Here is a 23253-nt window from a genome sequence, read left to right as displayed (position 1 = left end):
GCCTATAGTTTTATGAAATATCAAACTTCTCTGACTTAGATTCATACAAACCGGGAATCATTGCTTGGACCCTAGAATGTACGTCTGCAGGTATTGGTAGGGGGCGGTGGGATTGTAAAATCTCCGCAGCAATGCGATTGGCCTTCTCCCAGCCGTTAATTGCACCTTCCTGAACCCAGTTGGTAAAGTTTTGCCTGTTGGCAACTTTAGCTAAAAAGGTCTCGCTTCTCATGTGCCGGTAGGTATGCGCATGGGTTAGGTACTCGCCCCCGGGGCCCACCTCAGCAATGACTTCCGTTGCCAAAGTCTGCGGAGTGACTTCGATTCCCCTGGCAGCTCTAAGTACGATGCCTAATATTTCGTTGTCTATAACATACTGGGCATAGCTGGCTGTCATGGCGCTCTCCAAAAGACCTGCCGCATCGTGGATATAATTTGCCCCTGCCAGGGCAACCAGGAGGGCGGTGCCGGCTTTTTCATAGCCCGCCTGCACATCGGGTATTTTAGATTCAGATACGCCTGCGGTAGCATAAATAGGAATTTTATAGTAACGGGCCAGTTGTGCGGCAGCCGCATTCATCATTCCCATTTCGATACTCCCAAAGAGAAATGTTCCAGTACGAATATCCACCGTTGTCGGAACAGCACTGTATAACACAGGCGTGCCCCGGTTAATCAATTGGGTAAGCACGATTCCTGCCAGTGCTTCTACATTTAGCTGCACCAAAGTGCCGGCTAACGTCATAGGTCCGGTGGCTCCTGCCATGGGAGCTGCCGGAGTAGCCAGGGGAACCCCGTAGCCAGCCGCCTCAACCATTAATTTGGTATAATTTTCATCGAATTTAAGCGGGCTCATAACGCAAGTAATCATCGACACCAAAGGTCTCTCTTTCAATCTGTCAGCTCCGCCGGCAATTTCTTCGGCTATCCTGATTACATTGCGCACCCCTTCAACAGTGTAAACCCCGCCCATTACATGTTTTGAGGTATTGCACAGGCTTCGGTAAAAACGGTTAACATCGACCGCTTCCTTGGGCAACTCATTGGGATAAACAGGGCAGACTAAAAAACTGATATTATCCAGGGCATCTACCAGACGGGCAATGTCGGCAATATCTTGCAGAGATGAAGGACGACGCTTTTTGTCCAAATCCAGCACATTAAGGGCAGTTCCACCGGTACCCAAATACACATTCTTATCACTTAAAAGCAGGTCATGTTTTTCTTCCCTTCCACAAAGCATGACTTGTGATGGTGCCGCCGCCAGACATTTTTCCAGCAGCCCCTCAGCAATATATACCCTTTTCTTGTTGTAATCTACCTTTGCACCCCCGTCCTCAAAAATCTCCAACGCCCCGTCATAATGAACCTCAAGGCCCGTATTCTCCATAATTTTGATGGTTGCATTGTGAATTTCTTGAATATCTTTTTCAGAAAGGGGTGCATAACTGCCCCCTGTGACGGCTTTGATTTCCATAGCTTACTTCCTTTCCCTAAGTATTAGTTAATAAAGTTCTTCCCCCTTAATTTCAGGATAAGTGCGGCGTATTTCGGCTTTCAGGGCAGGAGCCACAGGAGTCGGTTTATGTTCCTTTAAAAGTTCCTTAACTATTTTGTGTGCTCTTGCCGCGGTGTCAGGTGAACCGGCATCCTGCCATGCCAGTCGGGTCCTCCTGTCAGAAACTTTGGGGAAGAAAAATTCTTTCCGCACATGCTGTACAGTATGGGGGTCGGCCAGAAAATGCCCACCCGGTCCAATTTCTTTTAAACGGTCATAGGCCAAGGTATCCTCATTGACCTCTACACCGCGCATAACCCGGAATATATTTCCTAAAATTTCATTGTCGATGACCATTTTTTCATAGGAAAATACTTGGCACATCTCCAACAGGCCCACAGCATCATGAATGTAGTTACAGCCGGATAGGGCAACAGTCATGGCAGTTAACGCACTTTCATAGCCTGCTTGAGAGTCATTAATTTTAGAATCTGACATCCCTCCGGTACCGTACATAGGCAGCTCATAGTACTGGGCCATTTGCGCCAATCCGGCATTAATCAGAGCGGATTCAATAGCACCGGCTACATAAAACCCTTGACTCATATCCATAATGCTTGAGGTAGATCCGTACAGAACCGGAGTACCGGGGTTAATAAGCTGGGCCAAAGTGATTCCGGCCAGTGATTCCGCGTTGTTTAAAGCTATGGTGCCCGCAAGGGTGACAGGGGATGTTGCTCCGGCCAACGGTTCGGAAGGAATAGCGAGGGGTAAACCTTTCCGAGCAACCTCCATCATGAAATCGGTGTACAGCCCGTCCATCACCAGGGGACTGACCATAAGAGTAATAAATGACACAAAAGGCCGCTCTTTCAGCTGTTCTGCCCCGCCGGCAATTTCCTCAGCCATGGCAATGGCATCCTTGAGTCCCTTCATTGTATACATGCCACCCATAACATGTTTTGCAGTATTGGTAACAGCCCAGTAAAAACGGTTTATATCAGCAGCTTCATCAGGCACATCGGTCGGATAGGTGTTAATAACGTAAAACGACACGTTTTCCAAGGCATCTACCAACCTGGCAATATCCCTGACATCATGGGTATTAGTTTTTCTTTTTTCCCCTGTTTCCAGGTCAAGGGCATATAAAACGGTGCCGCCCGTCCCCAGATAAGTACAGGTCTTTTCCAGGACCAAATCATATTTTTCTTCCCGGCCGTAGAGAATAACTTGCGAAGGAGCTGTATGGACAGCTTCTTCTACCATACCACGCGGAATTTTGACTATTTCAGCCTCCACAATTGCACCTTTTTCCCTGAAAAGCTGCCTGGCCGATTCACTCTTAACTTTCAATCCCACTTCTTCCAGTATTTCCATGGTTGTTTCATGAATGGACTTGACCTCCGTTTCTTTAAATAAACGGAGCTGTCCGCCGTCAAAGGTTTGATACATAAGAATGACTCCCTTCCTCCATTTACTGTTTATTTGAAATGGTTTTAAATGCTTAACTTTTCCGAAAATTATAACCTAAGCAATTATTTCTACACCGTTATCATTAAAGCAATATTCATGCCATATAAATAAAAAAAGCCTGAACGGTTTTTTTATTGACCGTCCAGGCTTGAAACAGCCTATTTCACAAATCTCAATAAGGATTCATTATTAAATTTGATAAAAATTCGGTCAAGCAATAGGTTATAAAGACGTTATTTGCTTGTAATTACTGGGATTGTCCTGTTATTATTTTTAATAATAAAAATTCAGCAGCAATTATCAATTTTGATATTTAATTCTTTTAGCTTACGATAAAGGCTGGGAACGCTGATGCCCAATTCCAAGGCAATTTTTTCTTTTTCTTTCAGATTCCCACCGTACATGGCGACAGCCTTTGTAATCAGTATCTTTTCAACTTCTCTCAGATTTTTTTTAAGCTGCAGATTTCTGTCATGCAATACTTGTTGAGTATTTACTAAGATCCTGGCCGGCAAGCTTGCCGGCATTATAACCCTGCCTTGCTCGAAATTACAGGCATATTCGATGACATTCTCCAATTCCCGAACATTGCCGGGCCAATTATAGTTTTTTAAGATAGCTAAAGCTTCCGGATGAATGGTTCTGATGGCCTTATGCAGGATCTTATTGAATTTATCAATAAAATAACTTGCCAAGACCGAAATATCTTCTTTTCTCTCCCGTAGAGGAGGTATTTTGAGTGGGATTACATTTAAACGGTAGTAAAGGTCTGCTCTGAATTCTCCATCAGCTACCATTTTCTCCATATCGCGGTTTGTAGCTGCTATTATACGTACATCTACCTTAATTTCTTTATTGCCACCTACCCTTTCAACTGTCCTGTTTTGTAAAACCCGCAACAGCTTAGCCTGCAAATACAGGGGGAGTTCACCCAGCTCATCGAGAAAAACAGTACCACCGTCCGCCAATTCAAATTTTCCTATCTTGCCACCCCTTTTTGCTCCTGTAAAGGCGCCCTCTTCATAGCCGAACAGTTCACTTTCCAACAGCGTATCAGGTATAGCACTGCAATTAATAATCTTAAAAGGCTTATTCCACCTGGGACTTGCCGCATGAATGGCCCTGGCAAAGAGCTCTTTGCCGGTGCCGCTTTCACCTTCAATCAACACGGTCGAATTTCCCTGGGCTATCTGTAACACTTCAGCCTTCAATTTCTTAATGGGCTCGCTCTCACCGACGATCTCCGATAAAGTTGATTGATACTCTGCATCTGCCCATCTTTCCAGCGTTTTCTGAACATCTGCCAAACGGTAAAAGGCTTCAACAGCTCCTGTCAGCACCCCATCAGTTACTACCGGATAACAATAACTGAGCACAGTAGCCTGCTTGGTCCCAATTTGATATGTTACCACCTGCTCTTCGTCTACTTTTTGATTAACTAAAATTTTAGATAAAGGTGACTGGGGCAATAAATAGTTTATATTGGTCCCATTCAGGCTTGCCGAACCTAAACCTAAGATATCAGTAGCGGCGGGATTAATATGGGTTATATGCCCTTGTGCATCAACCCCGATAATTCCCAAATCGATGGAGTTAATGATTGTTTTTAAGAAATCGGAAGTAATTTTAAGTTTTTTGGTACTACGGTTTTCGGCTATTTTACTGGATAGAAGCTCCGCCATTTTAGCAACATATTCCAAGTAAGTACTTTGCTTTTCTACCAGGCGCGCTTTTTGTTCACCGGTAAAGGCCACTAAGTTTATAAGTCCTTCTGAAGCCCCTTCCAGAAGTATGGGCATAAAAAGCCCGGCTTGGATGATGTTACATTGACCGAAAAGGACGCATACCTCACATAGCTGATTTTTTCCGGGATCAATTAATACAAAAGGCTGCCTGCAGGTAATGGCATGCCTGCAAATATGCCCCATGGCCATCTTAGTACCGACTTTAACTTTAGATTCCCCCGTACCGGCTACCCGCAGTAAATCCCGGTCTATTATTTCCACACCCATATCAAGTACGGCACTAATAGCTTCCGCTATATCTTGGACATAGCCTTGAATTTCCTTCAGTTCAGACAATTTTCCCATCCTCTTTTAGCAAAATAACCCAATGATTAATTCATTAATTCGATAAAATCAAGTGCTTTCCTTCCTCCCCTTGTGCTAATACCCGCAACCAGGACGGCAATTGTACGTTAACTTACCTTTTACATTCCATCAGAGCAGACTTAATAAGATTTAAAGACCCCACATCGGGTAAAAACCTGAACTCAATCAGCCGGTTAGCATCTTTAATTAGCCGCAGTGCCTCCTGCAGTCGACCGAAACAGACGACCACAGCTGCTGCACCTTGCAGACGCTCTTGCATTTTTTCGTCAACCTGCCCGGTATAGACAGAAAAGCCCAAATGGCCGATCCCAGCCCGTTGGACAGCCTCCTGAACGCGCCGACCGTACGTTTCTGAATGGCAAAAGATAGCCACTTGACTTTCTGCAGGCAGCTTGGCAATCCGTACCAAGGACTCGACTTGCGGCGCCAAAGCCACCCCCAGTATTTTTCTCGCCTTACTTTGAAAAATCTGATTTATCTCATCGAAATGGGCAAAGGACGTGATGACCAGGTCAAACTGAGCCAAGTTTTGTGGAGATGCTTGTACATTTTTCCGCAAGTCATCAAGCAAAATAGGAACCAGATTGACGCCGCTGCCCAATTTTACTTCCTGCACAAAGTATTCCAGCTGTTCCGGATGGCATTCGACAAAAGCAACCCTGAGTTGAGCAAGCTGTTCTTTTTTCTCCATAGCCCGTACATGGGTTAGAGCTACAAACTCATCGATGCTGAATCCCATGCCCGTTGCCTCTTCAATAGCCAGGTCGATCACCTTGAGCAGCCTCTCTTTAAGGCTTTCCCGTTGTAACACTAAGGCAGAATTGGCTACAAAAGTGCCCCTCCCCTGGCTGGAGGAAAGAATACCTTCATCCTCCAATTCTTTATACGCCATACTTACTGTATTACGGCTTATTTGGAGCACTTGGGCCAGTTCCCGTTCAGGCGGGAGTTTGTCGTTGGCTTTCAGTTTTCCGGTGGCAATCAATTGCTGGATCTGATTTTTTAGCTGGATATAGAGAGGAATTCCGTTTTTGCGGTCTAAGTCAAATTGCATTATTTCACCTTCCGAATACTCTTTTGCGACTTGGACTAATGGATGGGTCCAATATATTGTATTCGGGGCAATTAGAAAAAATCCTTCAGAAGTGCTGGTAAAAATAATACAGCACCATCCCGGCACTACAAAGTATAAATAATGAATAAAATCAAACAATAATTGTAGTAGTTTAATGGATGGTAAGGAGGGACAAAAATGTTATTTACCTTGTTTAAAAATGTTAACCAAAATCAACCGCAATTAAGAGAGTTCGATCCGACAACCCTACAAAGGCTAAAAGAAGGATCTTACCTTGTAAAACTAATTAGCGAAGCCGAAGTGGCGGGGCGAAAGTGCGAATTTTACTCCGGTATTTGCAATGACCAAGAGGTTGCCAAGTTTTTCAAGGAAGAAGCGGAAATGCTACGCAAAGCCAAAAATACATTGCAGGAATATTATGAAAGCATGACAAGGGAGTGAGGCAGATTGCAATTTTCTGATATGGATATGCTGCAAGATTATGAAAAAGACACCAGAATGGCAGCTTTAGCTTATGCTCTGATTCAAACAGAGATCATGGATTCTACATTAAGGACAATTATTGCCAAAGCAGCTAATGAAGCAGCAGCATCACAAAAAAAGGCTGCCGACTTAATAATGGCCCGTGGCGATCGCCCATAGCTTGTAAGTGCAACCAAAAACGTACAAAAGCGGCCTTAGCCGTCTGGTTAAAGCCGCTTTTTCCAGTTTCAAATTATTTCCTACCTATTTTCCGGACCTCTTTCCGGATCAATTATCCTGGAAAAACCCCGCTCGCGGTTTAAATCCTTCAGCTTAACTTCCCTTCTCCTGTCATGGTTGGCATAAAGCTTTTTGTTCTCAGCCATGGCTCACCTATCCTTTCTCACCAAGGCTATGCTTCTTACGAGTCAGGTTGTTGGGAGGTGTTTTGTATGGGTTATCGCTGAGAATATCCTCACTGGCTGTTAGTTGTCTGGAAGCGGGGTCCCTGACCAACTCTCCTTTAAAAGTATCCATCATAGCAGGAGTCTGCAGTTTTTTATCAACATCATTAAATTTATCCAATGTAATAGCCTCCTTTCACCTATGTATAGTATCTCAAGGAAACAGGAAGCTATGCGGATAGCTTGAAATATAAAAAAAGGATGTAGGCGGCTAATGCTTAATTCAATTTAGTTTCGACCATGGCGAGAATCTCATCCCGCAATGCCTGCCCTTTCCGAAGCACATGCTCTTTCTTCTCTCTCATGGTTTGTACAAATTGCTCATCTTTAATTGAACCTAAGTTAATTTGTACATTAAAAATTGCTCCCTGTAAGCCGGCAAAAGCCATCAGGACCGCTACCCCGCCGTCACTTAGAGCGTTGGGGTTGCCTTTGGCAACCGCTGTTTTAGTCAATTGCAATGCTTCAAGGCAGCATTCCGCCACTTCCATGGGCAGGGAAGCTGCCTGCCGCATAGCCTCTTGAATAGCTTGAGTCCGGGCTTTCTTCTCCTCTTCGGTCCCCTTAGGCAACTTGTAAGCTGTCATGACCCGGTTGAAAGCCTCAGTATCCTCATCAACATAAGACATAAGTTTTTCTTTTAATTCCGAAGCCTTGGCCAAAACTGCCTGCAGTTCCTCCTCATCGGCTTTAAACTGTTCCTTGCCTATAGTGAGATTTGCAACCATGCTGACTAATGCTGCGCCTAAAGCCCCGGCCAGGGCCGAAACGCTGCCGCCGCCGGGAGCCGGTGAAGCGGAAGCCAGTTCTTCTATAAATTCATTACATTTTAAGTCTATAAGCATTTCCTAGAACCTCCTTTTAAGGTCAGGGGACACACCCCTATAAATGATTTAGACTTGTTCGGGGAATGTCCCCATGTTCCTCCTTATTCTGTGATCCTTGTCTCCAATACCTGTTCTTTCCGGAATCCTTCCAGCCGGAGATAAAACTCCGCCACTTCGAGCAACGCTTCCATGGGGATGAGACCTACTATTTCACTGCCAATGACATTCACCCCGTACCTGGCTGCTTCGCTTTTAACCAGTTCAAAAACCCGAAAGAGAGGCACTTCTTTGTAGTTGCACATATTGATGGTTACCTGGGCAATATTTCTATCTTCCAACAGCACACCCAGGGCCTTGACGCTTACAAAGCCGCCGCTGGAGCCCCTGATGGCCTTAGCTATTTTTTTGGCTATGTTCACATCATCAGTCCCCAGGTTAATGTTGTAGGCAATTAAAGGTGGCCTGGCGCCTACAGCGGTGGCCCCCGCTTTCCCCATTTCCTGCGGCCCGTAGTCCGGCTGCCTCTCGTGTTGTTTGATCGCTTCTTTCAGTCCTTCATATTGCCCTTTGCGCACATTGGCCAAGTTTTTTCTTTCGGGCCTGGTGGCCGCTTCTTCATACAGGTAGACAGGGATGTTCAACTCCTCTCCCATTCTCTGACCCAATTCCCTGGCTAACCGGATACAATCTTCCATGGTAACGTCCGAGATAGGGATGAAAGGAATGACATCGGTAGCGCCCATTCTGGGGTGTTCTCCCCGGTGTTCTTCCATATTGATTAGCTCAGCGGCTTTTTTAGCTGCCCTGAAGGCCGCCTCTTTAACTCCTTCCGGTTCCCCTATAAAGGTAACTACGGAGCGGTTATGGCTTTCATCCGCTGAATAGTCCAGGAGTTTTACTCCTTCTACGCTTCTTATTTGTGCAATGATCTGCTGAATTACTTCTGTTCTTCTGCCTTCGCTGAAATTGGGCACACATTCTACCAGTGTTGGCATTAATCCTCTCCCCCTATGACAAGCTGTCCGTTTTTAATTATTTTCTCCGCTAAATTTGAACCAAAGCGGTAAGGCAAATACTGATATGTGGGAGCATCAAAAACAACGATGTCAGCTTTTTTCCCTGGCTCAAGGCTGCCTATTTCCTTTGCCCTGCCGATAGCGTGGGCGGCATTGATCGTCATGGCGTTAATGACCTCGGCAGGAGTCATTTTCAAATAAAGGCAAGCGATGGTCATGATAATCTGTAAAGAGTTATTTGGACATGAACCGGGATTAAAGTCGGTGGCTAATGCTACCGGCACTCCTTGTTCTATCATTTTCCTGGCCGGTGCATAATGGTCTTCCCTTAGGTAAAAAGTGGTGCCCGGCAGGAGCACTGCCATCACCTGTTTCTCTGCCATTTGCCTGATGCCTTCATCGGAAATGACCAGGAGGTGGTCCGCTGATACAGCTTCCAGTTCCGCAGCCAGTTCTGCTCCTCCTAGAGGCACAATTTCGTCGGCGTGGATTTTTAATTTAAACCCTTGCTCTTTTGCTGCTTTTAGGATCCTCCGGGACTGTTCCACGGAAAAAACGCCTTGCTCACAAAATACATCGCAAAACTCTGCCAGGTTTTTAGCCGCCACTTCAGGAAGCATTTCTTCGATGACCAGGTCCACAAATTTTTCCGGCTCCCCCTTATATTCCAATGGTACCGCATGGGCCCCCAGGAAGGTGGGGACAAGATCCAGGGGATGCCTTTGATTAATTTCTCTGATGGCTTCCAGGGTTTTAATTTCATCCTCAGTTGTCAAGCCATACCCGCTTTTGGCTTCTGCGGTAGTTGTGCCCTGGGCCAGCATCTGGTCAGCGTATTTCAGTCCTGTTTGTACCAATTCCTCTAAGCTGGCGGCTCTAGTGGCCCGGACGGTGCTAAGGATCCCGCCTCCTTGGGCCAGGATATCCAGGTAAGGCACGCCTTTAAGTTTCAGGTCCCATTCGTTTTCCCTGGAACCGGCAAACACCAGGTGGGTGTGGGGATCAACCAGTCCAGGCAGTACCACTTTCCCTGTAGCATCAATTACTTTTGTTTCCGGAGTTATGTCAAGTTGCTGCAACACTTCTGATGTTGTGCCCACAGCAACAATGGAATCCCCAACCACCGCCAAAACCCCGTCCGTGATTACTTCAATCTGACCTAATTCCTCTTTGATTTTGGGCTTACGCGATGCGCCTTGGGAGGTTACCAGCTGTTTAGCGTTTTTAATGATGAGGTCTGCTTTCATTGGAGCCTGCACCCCTTTTTTTCAGCGCCTTCTCCACCACTTCATCAATCAATTTATCTTGCGGAATATAGGGCAGTGTGATATGGCCTTTGCCTTGATACTTCTTATTGAATTCAATGCTGGTCTCCAGGGAATGCTCATTCCTGGCCCAGGCACGCCTGGCCACGCCGCCCATCACATCCCATAACAATGCTGACTTAATTATTTCATCAACCCGCTTGCTGCCATCCAGCACCAATCCAAAGCCGCCATTGATAGCTTTCCCGATGCCCACTCCACCGCCGTTATGGAGGGCCACCAGGCTCATGCCCCTGGCTGCATTGCCGGCAAAACACTGCACCGCCATATCGGCCATCACATTGCTGCCGTCCTTGATGTTGGCCGTCTCCCTGAATGGAGAATCAGTGCCACTGACGTCATGGTGGTCCCGCCCCAGCATGACGGGGCCGATTTCCCCGTTTCTCACCATTTCATTGAACTTCAGGGCAATCTTCATTCTCCCCTCAGCATCCTGGTAGAGGATCCTGGCCTGGGTACCTACCACCAGTTTGTTTTTCTCCGCATCCCTGATCCAGATATAGTTATCCCTATCCTGACCCCTTCTGGTGGGGTCAATGCATTCCATGGCCGCCCTATCGGTCTTAAGCAGATCCTCATGTTTACCGCTCAAGCAAACCCAGCGGAAAGGTCCGTAGCCGTAATCAAATAACTCGGGGCCCATGATGTCTTCCACATAGGAGGGGAAGATAAAGCCATCTTTTTCATCTACCCCGTTTTTGGAAATTTCTTTCACACCTGCATCAAAAACCGCTTTCATGAAAGAGTTGCCGTAATCAAAGAAATAGGTCCCCTTGGTTACCAGGGTCTTTATCAATTCAAAGTGGCGTCTCAGGCTATTATCCACTAACGCCTTGAATTTCTCACGGTCCGAAGCTAATAGTCTGGTCCTCTCTTCAAAAGTAACACCTTGCGGACAGTATCCGCCTTCATAAGCAGCATGGCAGGACGTCTGGTCGGAAAGCAAATCCACTTTGATGTCATGCTGCACAATGTATTCCAACAGATCCACCACGTTGCCGTAGTAGGCAATGGACATTGGCTCTTTCTTTTCCTGGTATTCCTTTGCTATGCTGCATACTTCCCCGAGATTGGACGATACTTTTTTCACCCACCCCTGGTTGTACCTGGTTATAATTCTCGAGTAGTCAACTTCAGCGATAATACCGACGCCGCCGGCTATCTCGATGGCTTTAGGTTGAGCCCCACTCATGCCGCCCAGGCCTGAGGAGACGAACAGACGGCCTCTCAGGTCTCCGTCCTGGGGTATCCCCAACTTAAGCCTCCCGGCGTTGAGCAGCGTATTGAATGTGCCGTGGACAATGCCCTGAGGTCCAATATACATCCAACCCCCGGCAGTCATCTGCCCGTAGTTGGCCACCCCCATCTCCTCGGCAATTTCCCAGTCATGGGAGTTGTCAAACATGCCGACCATCAGCGCATTGGTTATGATCACCCGGGGAGCATCGGGTTTGGACGGGAACAGGCCCAAGGGGTGACCGGAGGCAACTACCAGGGTCTGGTGCTCAGTCATTACCTCCAGGTACTTTTTAATCAGCCTGTACTGCAGCCAGTTCTGGCAGACACTGCCTGTTTCCCCGTAGGTGACAAGCTCATAAGGGTAAAGGGCAACTTCAAAGTCCAGGTTGTTGTCGATCATCACCTGAAATGCCTTGCCTTCGATACAGTTCCCCCTATATTCATCAATGGGTTTTCCGTAGATCCTGCCTTCCGGGCGGAAGCGGTAAGCATAAATTCTCCCCCGGGTCAACAGTTCCTCTAAAAATTCGGGTGCAAGTTTTTCATGCAACTCTTCCGGCACATAGCGCAGTGCATTCTTCAGAGCAATCTTCGTTTGCGCCGGCGTGAGCCTAAACCCCCGGTTTGGCGCCCTGCGGATCCCTTCAACGAATTTGGGCATTTCCGGCAGTTGGTTATCGAGCTTAATAGTCATGGCCTGCGAGATGTCAAAATTAGTGAGCATTAATTGTCCACCTCCCGTAATTTTGCACATAGCTTAGAAGCCTAGTAAATAGGGCCTATTGTCTCCTCGACTTCTTTCAGGATCGTTCCTTTTTGCAGCAGTTGTTGAGCCTTCTCAATATCCAGCCGCAATTCCCTGTCCTCTTCCAGGCAGGCTACTTCCTTTCTAAGTGCTTGATAGGCAGCTCCTGTGCCCGGAGCTGGTTTCCCTCCTCTCAAGTCAATGCCTTGGGCCGCGCATAAAAGTTCAATGGCCAGCACTGCCCTGGTATTTTCCAGAATGCCTAATGCTTTACGGGCAGCTATAGTGCCCATGCTGACATGGTCTTCCTGGTTGGCAGAACTGGGGATGGAATCTATGCTGGCCGGCGAAGCTAAAACTTTATTCTCTGAAACCAGGGAAGCTGCAGTATATTGGGCAATCATAAAACCTGAGTTTAAACCGCCTTTGGTAGTTAAAAATGCCGGTAGCCCGCCGCTTAAAGTCGGGTTAACCAGGCGTTCAATCCTCCGCTCCGCAATATTGGCAATTTCAGAAAGGGCAATTCCCAGAAAATCCATGGCCAGGGCCACCGGTTGTCCATGGAAGTTTCCTCCGGAAATGACTTCTCCTTCTTCCGGGAAAAGCAACGGGTTATCAGTTACGGAGTTTATTTCCACTTCAATGACTTTTCTCACATATTCCAGGGCATCTCTTGAGGCACCATGAACCTGTGGTATGCAGCGCAGGGCATAGGCATCCTGTACCCTACCATGTTGGGCACCGGAGATAATCTGGCTGCCTGCCAATAGCCTTCTTAAGTTACCCGCCACCTGGCCCTGGCCTTGATGGGGCCTAACCTCATTGATCTTCCTGTCATAAGCTGCAGGTATCCCTTCCAAAGCTTCGCAGGTCATGGCCGCCGCAATATCGGCTGTTTTAGCCAAGCACCAGGCATCATAAATGGCCAGGGTACCAATTGCCGTCATCACCTGGGTGCCGTTGATCAAGGCCAGACCCTCTTTTGCGTTGAGTTTAATCACAGGGATTCCTGCCTTTTCCATGGCAGTTTTGCCAGGCATGCGAATTCCCTGGAAATATGCCTCACCGCGGCCGATCATCACCAGGGCCATATGGGACAAAGGCGCCAAATCCCCGCTGGCCCCTAATGAACCTTTTTCAGGTATGACCGGATGCACGCCCATATTTAACATTTCAACCAAAGTAGCAACTACCTCGGGCCTGATACCCGAGTAACCTTTGGCAAGGGCGTTTGCCCGTAAAAGCATAATGCCCCTGACCACTTCCTCCGGCAGTGGGTTCCCTACTCCCACAGCGTGGCTGATAATCAAATTTTCCTGCAGTTGCTCTATTTCCTCCGGTGCAATATTGACCTGACTGAACTTTCCAAACCCTGTTGTAACCCCGTACACCACTTTCCCCTGTTTAACCAGACTTTCTACCATAGTACGGGAGATTTCCATTTGTTTTACAGCCTCAGCAGATAATGCCACCTGCTTTCTTTGCCTGGCCACGGCAACTACATCCTCAATGGTTAGAGAATTGCCGTCCAGGACCACCGCTGCCTGGGTGCTCTTATCACTTTTCAATCTGGCCAGAGCCATTTCCCCTCCTCCTTCTTAATATATTACCAAAGCAATTCTTTACCATGTTAAACTTATAAATTACCCCTAAAAACAAAGCAAGGTTTCTCACCGGGCTTTCCCGGCAAGAAACCAAGACATATTCCAGATCATTATATGTTCCGGTCATGTTGACGTTTACTGTTCAGGTATACGCCATGAGCCAAATTTTAAGCTGGTTTGGAGCTATGTTTACAATTAAGCCTTGCTTGTGCCTTCTCCAGCACGGCAGCTATTTTCACGCGGGCTTCCTCAGGAAGAGGTTCAGGTTTGTGCACGGCCAGAATTTCTTTGATTTTTCCCCGGGCCCGCTCTGCCATAGTGGTGCTGCCTGCTGCAGCCCAGTTTTCAAAGCAGTTGAAATCCGACAGCTCGGGCTGCCAACTCTCCCGGAAATGCTCCGCAGTATGCGGGTCACCAAGGAAATTACCTCCCGGACCAACCCGTTTTATGGCCTCTACCGCCAGATATTCCCAGTCAGTTTCAATGCCTTTCAGGAGGCGCTTCACACGTCCGATTACCTCATTGGAGATTAGCAGCAGTTCCAACGATCCTGTGCGGCCAAATTCCATGTAAAAGACGTCATGCATCAGGTTACAGCCCTGCAAGGCTCCCATTACGGTGAACATGGTGGATTCCAGGATGGCCTGTTCATCGCAAACTTTAGAGTTGCAGCAGCCGGCATAACCCCAGGACGGCAGCCTGTAGTAGCGGGCTAAGTCGCACATCCCTCCCTGATATAATATGGCTTCCGGCGTCCCATACACGGCTTGCATGGTACGCATATCCATAGGCGAATTACCGTAACCGTAGATAAAAGGTGCCCCGGGGTTTTTTAACTGGTGAATAACCAGCCCGCTTAACGCCTCCGCATTGGCCTGAACTAAAGCTCCGCCCACAGTTACCGGGACGCTGGCCCCTCCTAAACCCCCACAGGCAAAATTGGCGGGAATCCCTTTTTCCGCTGCCAACAGCAGCTTTTCTATGGACTCCACAGGATGCTGCAGCGGGGAAGTCGGTTCAGTATAGATCATAAATAAGGGCTTCCGTTTAAGCTGTTCTTCACCGCCGACGGCAATAGCAGCCATTTCTGCGATATCAGCCAGAGTGTCGCCGTCCTCCGCGATTACCACCTGGGGCTTGACGGAATGCTGCACCATGAGAGCGTACTGCTCCCGGTTAATCATCCTGCGCTCAACGTCGGATAACATGCCCATGGACATAATAAAATCGATGTTCGGCAAATAGTCGCAGATCGTAATAGCTTGAGCTACGTCCTCTTTCCGCCAGCCTCTTCTTTCCCCGGTAAAAGGGTCCAGGTAATTTATCGTATCGGAACCGGTACCGAAATAAACATTGGAACCTTCCAGGTACAGTGCAGGCTCCCCTTTCCTGTTGTACATTGTCACGCGGGACGGGGCAGACTGCAGGGCTTTTTCCACCAGGAACGTGGGGAAGTAGACCCGATTACCGCTGTCCACTGCAGCCCCTGCTTTTTTTAGCAGCTCTACAGCCTCGTCATGGTGAATTACCATGCCGGCCTCTTCCAGTACCCGGCAGCTGGCCAGGTGGATCTTTTGCAGCTGTTCGGCCGTTAAAGTTCTAAAATATAGCCCGTTGCCATGGGCACAACCGTATGTCAAGACGAACTCCCCTTTCCCTAAGCCGAAAATTCATCTTTTTCTACGTCAGCAATGATCTTCTGCAGTTCTGCCCGGACGCTTTCCTTAACCGGCTCAGGCTGATAGCTTGCCAAGATCTCTTTTGCCATGTTTTTAGCATGATCAGCAATGCCCTGGGCCCCTTTTTCTTCCCAGATTTCCCAGAACAAGCGGTTAAACAGCTGCGGAGACCAAATTTCCGTGCGGAAATGGTCAAAAGTATGCTGATGAGCCAAATAATTACCACCCGGGCCAACTTCATCAATACAATCAACAGCCAGTGTAGTTGCATTGATCCTGGTCCCCCGGCCCATATAGCGAACCATATCGATAAAGTCGTTGCACATGGTCAGAAATGCCAGTGAACCCGTTTTGCCCCCTTCCAGGTAACCAACGTCATGCACCAGGTTAGCGCCGGTTAATTGGGCCATCAATAAATTAATGCCTGCTTCAAATCCGGCCTGGGCATCGGGAACGGGAGCATTAACACAACCGGCCTCGGTGAAGTTGGGAATCTGATAATATTGCGAAAGCTGGGTCATAACTGCGTAATTCATGGCATGCTCCGGCGAGCCGTAAAGCGTTGTGGAGTTTTTCATATCCATTGGTGTACCATTGCCGCCGATGATTATGGAAGCGCCTTTTTGTTTTAGTTGGGCTATTACCAGCCCCGAGAGGGCTTCCGCATTCATCTGCACTATACAGCCCGCTTTAGTTACGGGAGTGGTCCCACCTGCCACAACCCCGGAGACATATGTTACGGGGATGCCGTGCTCAATGCAGGCAAACATTCTGCCAATTCCCTCCCTGGTATGGACCAGCGGAGATATGGGCTCGGAATATAGCACTAAAAACGGGTTTTTTCTAAGCTCTTCATGCCCTCCGGCTACCGCAGCAGCCATTTCAATCAGTGCCCGAGTATTCTTTTCATCATGGGTAGTGAATACAATGGGTTTCACTGTATTAGTTACCATAGCCTCAAATTGATGCAGATCGCTGGCTTTGGCGGCGCAATCCGAGGCGATGGCATAACTCATTACAAAATCGAAATTGGGCAGATAATCCATCACCCTGCAGGCCTGTTCCACATCTTTTTTGGTGGATCTCCTTCTTATTCCCGTTTCCAGATCAATGGTATAAGGCAAGTCAGAACCGGTACCAAAATAGACCCGGTTGCTCTCCAAATGCATGACCCTCTGTCCCTTGCGGTTGGCAACCACGATTTTTCTTGGCGCCAACCGGATGCAATCCTCCACCAGCCAGTTGGGTATGCGCACCCTGTTATCCTTGACAATGCAACCGGCATCTTTTAAAAGCTTCAGGGCTTCAGGGTGATCTACCTGAACACCTGTCCTTTCCAATACTTCGAGAGTTGCCAGGTGAATTTCTTCCAGCTGGCTTTCAGATACCCAGCGCAACACAGGTGTTTGCTCAAGATAATTAGAACGTATATTAACCATTTTCGCATCCTCCTTACCAACTGTCCAAACAATAAATAAAAACGCTTTTTGCTATTTTATACTAGCAAAATCCATGCCGAAAAATAAAGCATCAAAACATGATACCAGTCAATATCCCGCAGCATAATTTTTTTGCATTGCGAAATTTGGTCTTGGACCAAATTTATTTTAACTATTCATGCATAAAAGATTTGCCTGCATATTTTTTTTGCAGATAAATCCGCGAACTATATACAAAAAATAAAAAAATCTTTTTCGCAATTACTTTTTGCAGGCAGATTTTGAAAAGATCTAAAGATCTTTTCAGACCGTCGACAAACTATTATCAGCCAGCATGTATTATGGAGCGGGACTGGTTTCCCCAGCCGTCGGCAGCGGAGCTGAAGGTCAACGGCGTAGGAGCCTATTAATTGGGGACATTCCTCAGCTAAAGCGAACAACATGCATAAGAGGTGTGTCCCCTGACCGCTGCTCGAAATAATACATGCTGGCTTTGTCTACAAGCTGGATCTTTTGATTTTTACTACGAATTTATCCCGAGTTTTCGTATTCTATACTGTAAATTTTGTCTTACAATACCTAAAGAATCAGCCGCCTTTGTAATATTCCAGTTATGCTTTTCCAAAGCATCTAAAATAACCTGTTTCTCTACTTGCGTTAATACTTCCGCTAAAGTACCTTTTGGCAAAGCTTTGGCAGCACTCCTTTGGCTTAGTAATTTCGTTTTTAAATATAACGGCAAATGGTCTACCGTAATTACCTGTTCCCCGTCGAGCATATTCACAGCACTTTCGATAACATGCTCCAGCTCCCGGACATTGCCTGGCCACTGGTAATTTTGCAGGACATTTCTCAACTCCGGAGAAATCTTTACCTTACCCAGGCCGTAAATTTTTTGGTACTTATTAAGGAAATGGTTTAACAGGACTTCAATATCCTCTACCCGTTCTTTTAATGAAGGGATATATAAAGAGATAACTGCCAATCTGTAGAAAAGGTCCTTGCGCAGTTGTCCTTTTCGAATACATTCCCAAGGATCCACATTAGTTGAACTAACAATCCGGCAGCCAACAGGGATCTCGGCGCTTCCTCCCAGCCGGCGCACACGTCTTTCCTGCAGGACCCGCAAAAGTTTTGCCTGTAAAGGAGGGCTCATCGAGTTAAGTTCATCAAGAAAAAGAGTCCCCTTGCCTGCTTGTTCAAACAGTCCGGGACTGTCGACGGCGCCGGTAAAAGCGCCTTTTACAGTTCCAAAAAGCATGCTTTCCAAAAGGGTTTCCGGTATAGCAGCGCAGTTAATGGCAACAAAAAGTTCCGAACTGCGGTTAGAATAATTATGTATCCCTTGTACCAGCAGTTCCTTGCCAGTACCTGTTTCACCATAAACCAGGACAGAACAGTCGGCCTCAGCAGCTTTTTTCGCAGAAGCAATCAAGTTATGCATGGAAGAACTGGCGTAGATAATTGAGTCAAAAGTATATCTGGTCCCATTTTTTCTGATTGTTTCCCTGCAGTCCTGCTGGATTTGTTCCTGCAGCTGCATGGTTTGAGCTAGTAATTCCTTGATCTTGGTGATATCCCTACAAACGGAATAAACTGCCACGATCTCGTCACCGACATAAACCGGGAAAGCGCTGGCAACAATTGTTATCTCCTTTCCGTCGCTGGTAAAGTACGTTCTACGTGTTTCGGGTATAGCTTTACCTGTTTTAATCACCTGTAAATGTTCACTATTTTCCTCTCCCACCTCGTAAACTTCGCCAAGGTGCTTACCGATAACTTTTTCAGGTGAAAGATCTTCAAGCTTGGCCAGCTCATTGTTATAGAAAATAATCTTTCCTGCCCGATCTGTAACTATTATTCCTTCATGAATGGAATTCAGAACATCTTGCAATATTTTAATTAACAGCTCTTGGGACTCCATGCGACTCTCTCCGTTTGCTCATGTTTCAGATAATACATATCTTTGATTTTTTCTATATTTCCCGCTAATTTTCCTGCTGTTTTATTAGACAGGGTGTTTCACTTCAAAACTAAAACAACAAAATGAAAACGACTCTACATACAACTGTAAAGCCGTTTCAAAATATCTTTTATTTCGATGTTTTAGCTCCCACATTACTCAAATTTTATCGGATACACCGCATCTTCCAAACCAAGCTCCCTCTTTTTTGCCACACCGATAGAACCGTCTTCATTCCATCCCATTAAGGAATAGAACTCCTGCAGCATGGGTTCCAGGTGAATAACAGAACCTTTGCAGGGGCCATCAGGTATCGGCTCAGTCAAAAACTTCCGGGGCAGTGTATCGTCTTTGCCGGTGGCTCCAAACCGGAAATTTAGCAACCTTTCGGCGTTAACTATCCGTTCACCTATTTTTAGCAGTTGTTCCCCTGTATATTTTTCTCCCGTGAACGCCGATAAGATTTTTGCCGCCTCAGTCAGGTCAAAGTCCAGCATCATCCCAAATTCCGGGATCTTGCAGATACCCAACGCATCGACAGCAGCGTTGGCACACATGCATTGCCTTACCATTGCAGGCTTGCCTTCCTCAGAAAGCCTGTCGGCGGCCTTAGCTGTACCATAAGCCTCTAATGCCTGTTCAGGAGTATAGGCGTATTCCGGCTTGGCATAGACGAAACCAAAATCCGCCCCTCTGCTGGACACCGCATAACCAAGCCCGGCCCCCTTAAACCCCCTGGGGTCCATGATAGTCATGCTCAAGCCCTTAACATGATAGGCGTAGTTTTCCGCGCCTCTGCCGATAATCCCGGCAGCCTTCTTCATCCCCTGCGCCAGCACGTCCCCAAGCCAGGTGCTGCGGTTAGCAATTTGATGCAAAAGCGCCTCCATAGCGTCAACGTTGCCCCAAGTGAGCTCCAAACCCCCAGTATCCTCTTTAGTTAATATACCGCGTTCATAGAGGTCCATAGCAAAGGCCACGATATTCCCGGTACCCAGACTGTCAATTCCGTATTCATCACATACATTGCAGAGATAAATGCTTGCCAGGCCGTCGGAATTCCCGCATTTCGGTCCCCAGGACGACAGCGGTTCATATTCCCCCCGGTCGCCCACGAAGCCGCTGTACCTGCCTTCGTTAATCCGGACAAAAGCACGGCAGTGGACCGGACAATTATAGCATGCATGGTGTTTAATCACCAGGTCCCTGTAATGGGTACCGCAGGCGGTCTTTATCCCTTCAAAAGTTACCTGGTTGTAATTCTTTGTACCCGATGCACCCTGCTCATCAGTCCAGATTAAATCCGAAGAACCGATTGTCGTCCATGTCTCCCAGCAAGGCAAAGCCTTCAATTTTGTCACATATTCTTTAACCGCTCCGGCTGCCTCCTCCGACACATACCTGCTGAAGGGCCCGGTCTTTTTTGCCACCACTGCCTTTAAATTTTTCGAACCCATTACAGCTCCCATGCCCGTCCTGCCGCCGGCATGTCCTATATCGGTCATTACACAACCAAGCGCCGAAAGCTTTTCCCCGGCAGGACCAATCAAAATAATCTTGGCCAATTCATCCTGCACAATTTCTTTAAGCTTCTGACGCGCTTCTTGCGTTTTAAGGCCCCATAAAGAAACCGCATCCTCAATGCTTATGACATCGTCTTTGATATTTATAAAGACCGGTTTTTGCGCTTTACCTGTGATTATGAGGGCCAAAATGCCACAGGCCTTCAGCTCGGCAGCAAAGTGTCCGCCACCGTTTGAGGTCCCGATAAAACCTGTCAGAGGGGAACGGGCAGTCAAATGCAGCCTGCTTGTGGTAATCATGCGGGTACCGCTTAACAGACCCGTGGAAAGTACAAGGATATTTTCCGGAGCCAGCGGTTCCACAGCAGGGTCAAGGTATTTCAATAAAATATAATCTGCAAGACCCCGTCCTCCCAGATATGATTGCAAAATTTCCTCCGGACAAGGCTTTCTTGTTATTTCCCTCGTAGTCAGGTTTACTAGCACCAGATCTCCTGCAAGACCTTTAAGCATTGCTTTTCTTCCTTTCCGTAGTTCGATAGTCCCCAGTTGCCAGCATCGGCTTGCAGCCACGTCCATAATCCTTGGTCGTTAGTCCTTAGTTGCATGTATGGGTGTCCCCTGACCTAGTAATTATGAAGCCAACGGCTAATGCTGAGAGCTGAGACTTTTAGCTGAAAGCTGAAAACTAAGGACTGACGACTGCACCAGCCAATTGGTAACTTGCTTACAATTCAGCCATAGTAATGGCCTTGCCGCTGCATGTGCCTGCACATATCCCGCAGCCCCAACAAAGTTCAGGGTTAAAAGATATCTCATTCCCGTCAAAAGTAAAGGCTCCGAAATAACACCTTTTGGCACACAACCCGCACAGCCGGCATTTTTCCCGATCAAATTCGGCCACATAGCGCGACTTGGGCCATTTCCCCTTGGTGCCCAGCTTTTTTGCCGCCCTGAACGGATAACAGCAACAGCCACAACAGTTGCACACCACACTGGGCCCTTTTTCCCGCCAATCAGGCGGCCCTCCGGTATGCATCAGCCCCTCCCTGTCCAGCTTGCGCACCAGCTCTTTTGCTTCTTCCTTGGTCAATTCCCTGCCTCCGGTACGGTCGCTGATCAGCTCCGGTGCAAAATACAAACAGATTTCCCGGGAATGGTCACAATTATCGGCCAGCATCTTGCAATCGCATGGTAAAACTCTGATGGTGGAAGCTCTGTCAATCATTTCTTCCACTTCATGCAAAAGAAAAATCCATTCGTTATGGCAGGCATCGTATTCCGGCTCGGCTGCAATAACCTTTTTAAAGTTGTCGTTTCTTTTTAAGTACTCTGCAAAACACCACTCATCAAGTTTTTTCCGAATCTTTTTGGGTATGACATAGAAATTTCCGAACAGGCAGAAATTGTTTAACCTCTTGTAGAATGTGCCTGCGCTGTAATATACAGTACTGTCCTTGCTTTCTTTGTTTAAAATATAGCGGAGATAGGCCTCTTCCAAAATGCCGCGGGTCTCTTCTTCAGATGTTGATAACCGGAAGGCAATATCTCTGCAAGTTAAGCTTTCCTTACCCATAGCGACCACAAGTTTCATTTCCTGCTCTGTGGCAAAAAAATATAAATAGGGCCATATAAATTGGGGAGCTTCAAAAATTTTACCAAAGTCTTCTAAGAGTTGCATGACATGCGCCCTCCCAGTATTTTGCCGTCAGCGGCAAAAGCTTTAGAAAATATGGCCCTGAACCCCTTAGGCACCTGCACGGTACAAAGGAAAGTCAGGGCCACTCATTGTCCCCAAAAACTATTTAATTAATCCGTTCTTTGTTAGAAACTCTTTTGCAACTTCTTCTACACTCTTCTTGTCAACATCGACTGCCTTGTTCAGTTCCATGATAGTGTCGTTATCTAATAGACTGCTCAGCTTTTTCATCTGTTCCGGAATTTCCGGGTAAGCGTCAATAATTTCTTTTCTAAAGAGAGGTGCAGCGTTATATACCGGGAAAGCTTTTTTATCATCTTCCAGCATCACCAGACCATATGCTTTAACCCTGGCATCGGTTGTGAAAGCCAATCCCATCTCGGCTTGATTGTTTTTCAGAGCTTCATAACCTATGTTCAGAGCGGCATTGTAGTATAGGTCCTTTGGATGCTTATAACCGTACACTTTCTCAAAATAGGACAGACCGTCAGGCCTTTCCTCCCACTCCTGAGAACCAACGAGCCTGATTTTTTCGCCTTTCTTGATCTGTCCGACTAAATCAGAAACTTTCTTCAGGTTATACTTGTCAGCGATGTCTTTCCTCACCATAATTCCATAGGTATCGTTAAGAGGAGCGCGGTCCAGCCAGATAATGTTATTTTTTGCATCCCACTCCTTCACCAGGTTATAGCATTCCTCTTCATCAAAACTGGGTTCATGCTGCATCACGTTGATTAATACAGTTCCTGTATACTCCCAGTAAGCGCCGATCTGATTGGATTCCAAAGCAGGCCGAATGACTGCCAGCTCGCCCAGCCCGATCTTGTTTTCCACAGGGTAACCAAGAGCTTTCAGATACTCATACGTCATGGTCCCTAAAAGCAGCGCTTCCGTAAAAGTTTTGGACCCGACAACAATAGTCGGTTTGTTTTCATCATTAGCAGCTTTATCGCCGCCAGCTGATTGTCCGCTTCCTCCGCAAGCGGTGGCTCCTACCAGTAAGGCAAGCATAAGAACCATAACAACAACATACTTTAATATTCTTTTCATTACCCGTTCTCCTTTCCATATGGATTTAAATATCCTTTATCCTGCAGCTATCGGCAAAACT

Annotated in this window: 19 protein-coding genes; 2 read left to right on the top strand and 17 right to left on the bottom strand. The window is 47.0% G+C overall.

Features of this window, described 5'->3' with window-relative positions; all coding sequences use genetic code 11:
* Nucleotides 1–10: 10 nt before the first annotated feature.
* The 4 genes from EYS13_RS15365 to EYS13_RS15350 form a co-directional block, all read right to left on the bottom strand.
* Nucleotides 11–1477: a trimethylamine methyltransferase family protein gene (locus EYS13_RS15365; protein ID WP_227764450.1), complete on the bottom strand. Its 1467-nt coding sequence runs from the start codon at nt 1475–1477 to the stop codon at nt 11–13.
* Nucleotides 1478–1504: 27 nt separating this feature from the next.
* Nucleotides 1505–2950 carry a trimethylamine methyltransferase family protein gene (locus EYS13_RS15360; RefSeq protein WP_227764448.1) on the bottom strand — a complete coding sequence of 482 codons (1446 nt, stop codon included), beginning with the start codon at nt 2948–2950 and terminating at the stop codon, nt 1505–1507.
* Between the two features lie 308 nt (nt 2951–3258).
* The gene (locus EYS13_RS15355) at nt 3259–5052 is read right to left on the bottom strand and encodes a sigma-54 interaction domain-containing protein (RefSeq protein ID WP_227764447.1); all 1794 of its coding nucleotides are present in this window, start codon (nt 5050–5052) and stop codon (nt 3259–3261) included.
* Between the two features lie 121 nt (nt 5053–5173).
* Nucleotides 5174–6136, bottom strand: a complete 963-nt coding sequence (locus EYS13_RS15350; protein ID WP_227764436.1) for a GntR family transcriptional regulator — start codon at nt 6134–6136, stop codon at nt 5174–5176.
* A gap of 198 nt (nt 6137–6334) precedes the next feature.
* On the opposite strand from EYS13_RS15350, the gene EYS13_RS15345 reads away from it, so the two are divergent.
* Together EYS13_RS15345 and EYS13_RS15340 are read left to right on the top strand one after the other, a co-directional pair.
* Entirely contained in the window at nt 6335–6598 is a 264-nt protein-coding gene (locus tag EYS13_RS15345) for a hypothetical protein (RefSeq protein WP_227764434.1), read from the top strand.
* A gap of 6 nt (nt 6599–6604) precedes the next feature.
* Nucleotides 6605–6799 (top strand): hypothetical protein, encoded by a 195-nt coding sequence (locus EYS13_RS15340; RefSeq protein WP_227764431.1) that lies wholly within the window; start codon nt 6605–6607, stop codon nt 6797–6799.
* A gap of 80 nt (nt 6800–6879) precedes the next feature.
* Here the strand turns inward: EYS13_RS15340 and EYS13_RS16330 are convergent, their stop codons facing one another.
* From EYS13_RS16330 to EYS13_RS15280, 13 genes are all read right to left on the bottom strand, one after another.
* Nucleotides 6880–7005 (bottom strand): hypothetical protein, encoded by a 126-nt coding sequence (locus EYS13_RS16330; protein WP_265332391.1) that lies wholly within the window; start codon nt 7003–7005, stop codon nt 6880–6882.
* Nucleotides 7006–7012: 7 nt separating this feature from the next.
* Nucleotides 7013–7204 (bottom strand): hypothetical protein, encoded by a 192-nt coding sequence (locus EYS13_RS15335; RefSeq protein ID WP_227764429.1) that lies wholly within the window; start codon nt 7202–7204, stop codon nt 7013–7015.
* Nucleotides 7205–7301: 97 nt separating this feature from the next.
* Nucleotides 7302–7928 carry a cyclodeaminase/cyclohydrolase family protein gene (locus tag EYS13_RS15330; protein ID WP_227764427.1) on the bottom strand — a complete coding sequence of 209 codons (627 nt, stop codon included), beginning with the start codon at nt 7926–7928 and terminating at the stop codon, nt 7302–7304.
* A gap of 83 nt (nt 7929–8011) precedes the next feature.
* Nucleotides 8012–8905, bottom strand: a complete 894-nt coding sequence (gene ftcD / locus EYS13_RS15325) for a glutamate formimidoyltransferase (RefSeq protein ID WP_227764426.1) — start codon at nt 8903–8905, stop codon at nt 8012–8014.
* Complete coding sequence (hutI, locus tag EYS13_RS15320) at nt 8905–10173, bottom strand: imidazolonepropionase (protein WP_227764424.1); 1269 nt, start codon at nt 10171–10173, stop codon at nt 8905–8907. Before hutI ends, ftcD begins: the two co-directional genes overlap by 1 nt.
* Nucleotides 10151–12214 (bottom strand): urocanate hydratase, encoded by a 2064-nt coding sequence (gene hutU, locus EYS13_RS15315; RefSeq protein WP_227764422.1) that lies wholly within the window; start codon nt 12212–12214, stop codon nt 10151–10153. The genes hutI and hutU overlap by 23 nt, the downstream gene beginning before the upstream one ends.
* 41 nt (nt 12215–12255) lie before the next feature.
* Complete coding sequence (gene hutH, locus EYS13_RS15310) at nt 12256–13818, bottom strand: histidine ammonia-lyase (RefSeq protein WP_227764420.1); 1563 nt, start codon at nt 13816–13818, stop codon at nt 12256–12258.
* Nucleotides 13819–14006: 188 nt separating this feature from the next.
* Nucleotides 14007–15479 (bottom strand): trimethylamine methyltransferase family protein, encoded by a 1473-nt coding sequence (locus EYS13_RS15305; RefSeq protein WP_227764418.1) that lies wholly within the window; start codon nt 15477–15479, stop codon nt 14007–14009.
* 17 nt (nt 15480–15496) lie between these two features.
* Entirely contained in the window at nt 15497–16957 is a 1461-nt protein-coding gene (locus EYS13_RS15300) for a trimethylamine methyltransferase family protein (protein WP_227764416.1), read from the bottom strand.
* Nucleotides 16958–17480: 523 nt separating this feature from the next.
* Nucleotides 17481–18881, bottom strand: a complete 1401-nt coding sequence (locus tag EYS13_RS15295) for a sigma-54 interaction domain-containing protein (protein ID WP_227764414.1) — start codon at nt 18879–18881, stop codon at nt 17481–17483.
* Between the two features lie 194 nt (nt 18882–19075).
* Complete coding sequence (locus EYS13_RS15290) at nt 19076–20956, bottom strand: aldehyde ferredoxin oxidoreductase family protein (RefSeq protein ID WP_227764413.1); 1881 nt, start codon at nt 20954–20956, stop codon at nt 19076–19078.
* A gap of 214 nt (nt 20957–21170) precedes the next feature.
* Nucleotides 21171–22124, bottom strand: coding sequence for a 4Fe-4S binding protein (locus tag EYS13_RS15285; protein ID WP_227764410.1), 954 nt, complete (start codon nt 22122–22124; stop codon nt 21171–21173).
* Nucleotides 22125–22244: 120 nt separating this feature from the next.
* Nucleotides 22245–23192, bottom strand: coding sequence for an ABC transporter substrate-binding protein (locus EYS13_RS15280; protein WP_227764408.1), 948 nt, complete (start codon nt 23190–23192; stop codon nt 22245–22247).
* Nucleotides 23193–23253: the final 61 nt, after the last annotated feature.

It is taken from the genome of Zhaonella formicivorans (assembly GCF_004353525.1).
GTDB lineage: Bacteria > Bacillota > DUOV01 > DUOV01 > Zhaonellaceae > Zhaonella > Zhaonella formicivorans.
This window is presented reverse-complemented; position numbering and strand designations above follow the sequence as displayed.

What these genes read in the sequence shown, in the direction of transcription:
- EYS13_RS15345 (WP_227764434.1), top strand. Translation starts at nt 6,335, where the DNA reads ATGTTATTTACCTTGTTTAAAAATGTTAACCAAAATCAACCGCAATTA.
- EYS13_RS16330 (WP_265332391.1), bottom strand. Translation starts at nt 7,005, where the DNA reads ATGGCTGAGAACAAAAAGCTTTATGCCAACCATGACAGGAGAAGGGAA.
- EYS13_RS15295 (WP_227764414.1), bottom strand. Translation starts at nt 18,881, where the DNA reads ATGGAGTCCCAAGAGCTGTTAATTAAAATATTGCAAGATGTTCTGAAT.
- EYS13_RS15350 (WP_227764436.1), bottom strand. Translation starts at nt 6,136, where the DNA reads ATGCAATTTGACTTAGACCGCAAAAACGGAATTCCTCTCTATATCCAG.
- hutU (WP_227764422.1), bottom strand. Translation starts at nt 12,214, where the DNA reads ATGCTCACTAATTTTGACATCTCGCAGGCCATGACTATTAAGCTCGAT.
- EYS13_RS15280 (WP_227764408.1), bottom strand. Translation starts at nt 23,192, where the DNA reads ATGAAAAGAATATTAAAGTATGTTGTTGTTATGGTTCTTATGCTTGCC.
- hutH (WP_227764420.1), bottom strand. Translation starts at nt 13,818, where the DNA reads ATGGCTCTGGCCAGATTGAAAAGTGATAAGAGCACCCAGGCAGCGGTG.
- EYS13_RS15330 (WP_227764427.1), bottom strand. Translation starts at nt 7,928, where the DNA reads ATGCTTATAGACTTAAAATGTAATGAATTTATAGAAGAACTGGCTTCC.
- ftcD (WP_227764426.1), bottom strand. Translation starts at nt 8,905, where the DNA reads ATGCCAACACTGGTAGAATGTGTGCCCAATTTCAGCGAAGGCAGAAGA.
- EYS13_RS15300 (WP_227764416.1), bottom strand. Translation starts at nt 16,957, where the DNA reads ATGGTTAATATACGTTCTAATTATCTTGAGCAAACACCTGTGTTGCGC.
- EYS13_RS15290 (WP_227764413.1), bottom strand. Translation starts at nt 20,956, where the DNA reads ATGCTTAAAGGTCTTGCAGGAGATCTGGTGCTAGTAAACCTGACTACG.
- EYS13_RS15360 (WP_227764448.1), bottom strand. Translation starts at nt 2,950, where the DNA reads ATGTATCAAACCTTTGACGGCGGACAGCTCCGTTTATTTAAAGAAACG.
- hutI (WP_227764424.1), bottom strand. Translation starts at nt 10,173, where the DNA reads ATGAAAGCAGACCTCATCATTAAAAACGCTAAACAGCTGGTAACCTCC.
- EYS13_RS15285 (WP_227764410.1), bottom strand. Translation starts at nt 22,124, where the DNA reads ATGCAACTCTTAGAAGACTTTGGTAAAATTTTTGAAGCTCCCCAATTT.
- EYS13_RS15365 (WP_227764450.1), bottom strand. Translation starts at nt 1,477, where the DNA reads ATGGAAATCAAAGCCGTCACAGGGGGCAGTTATGCACCCCTTTCTGAA.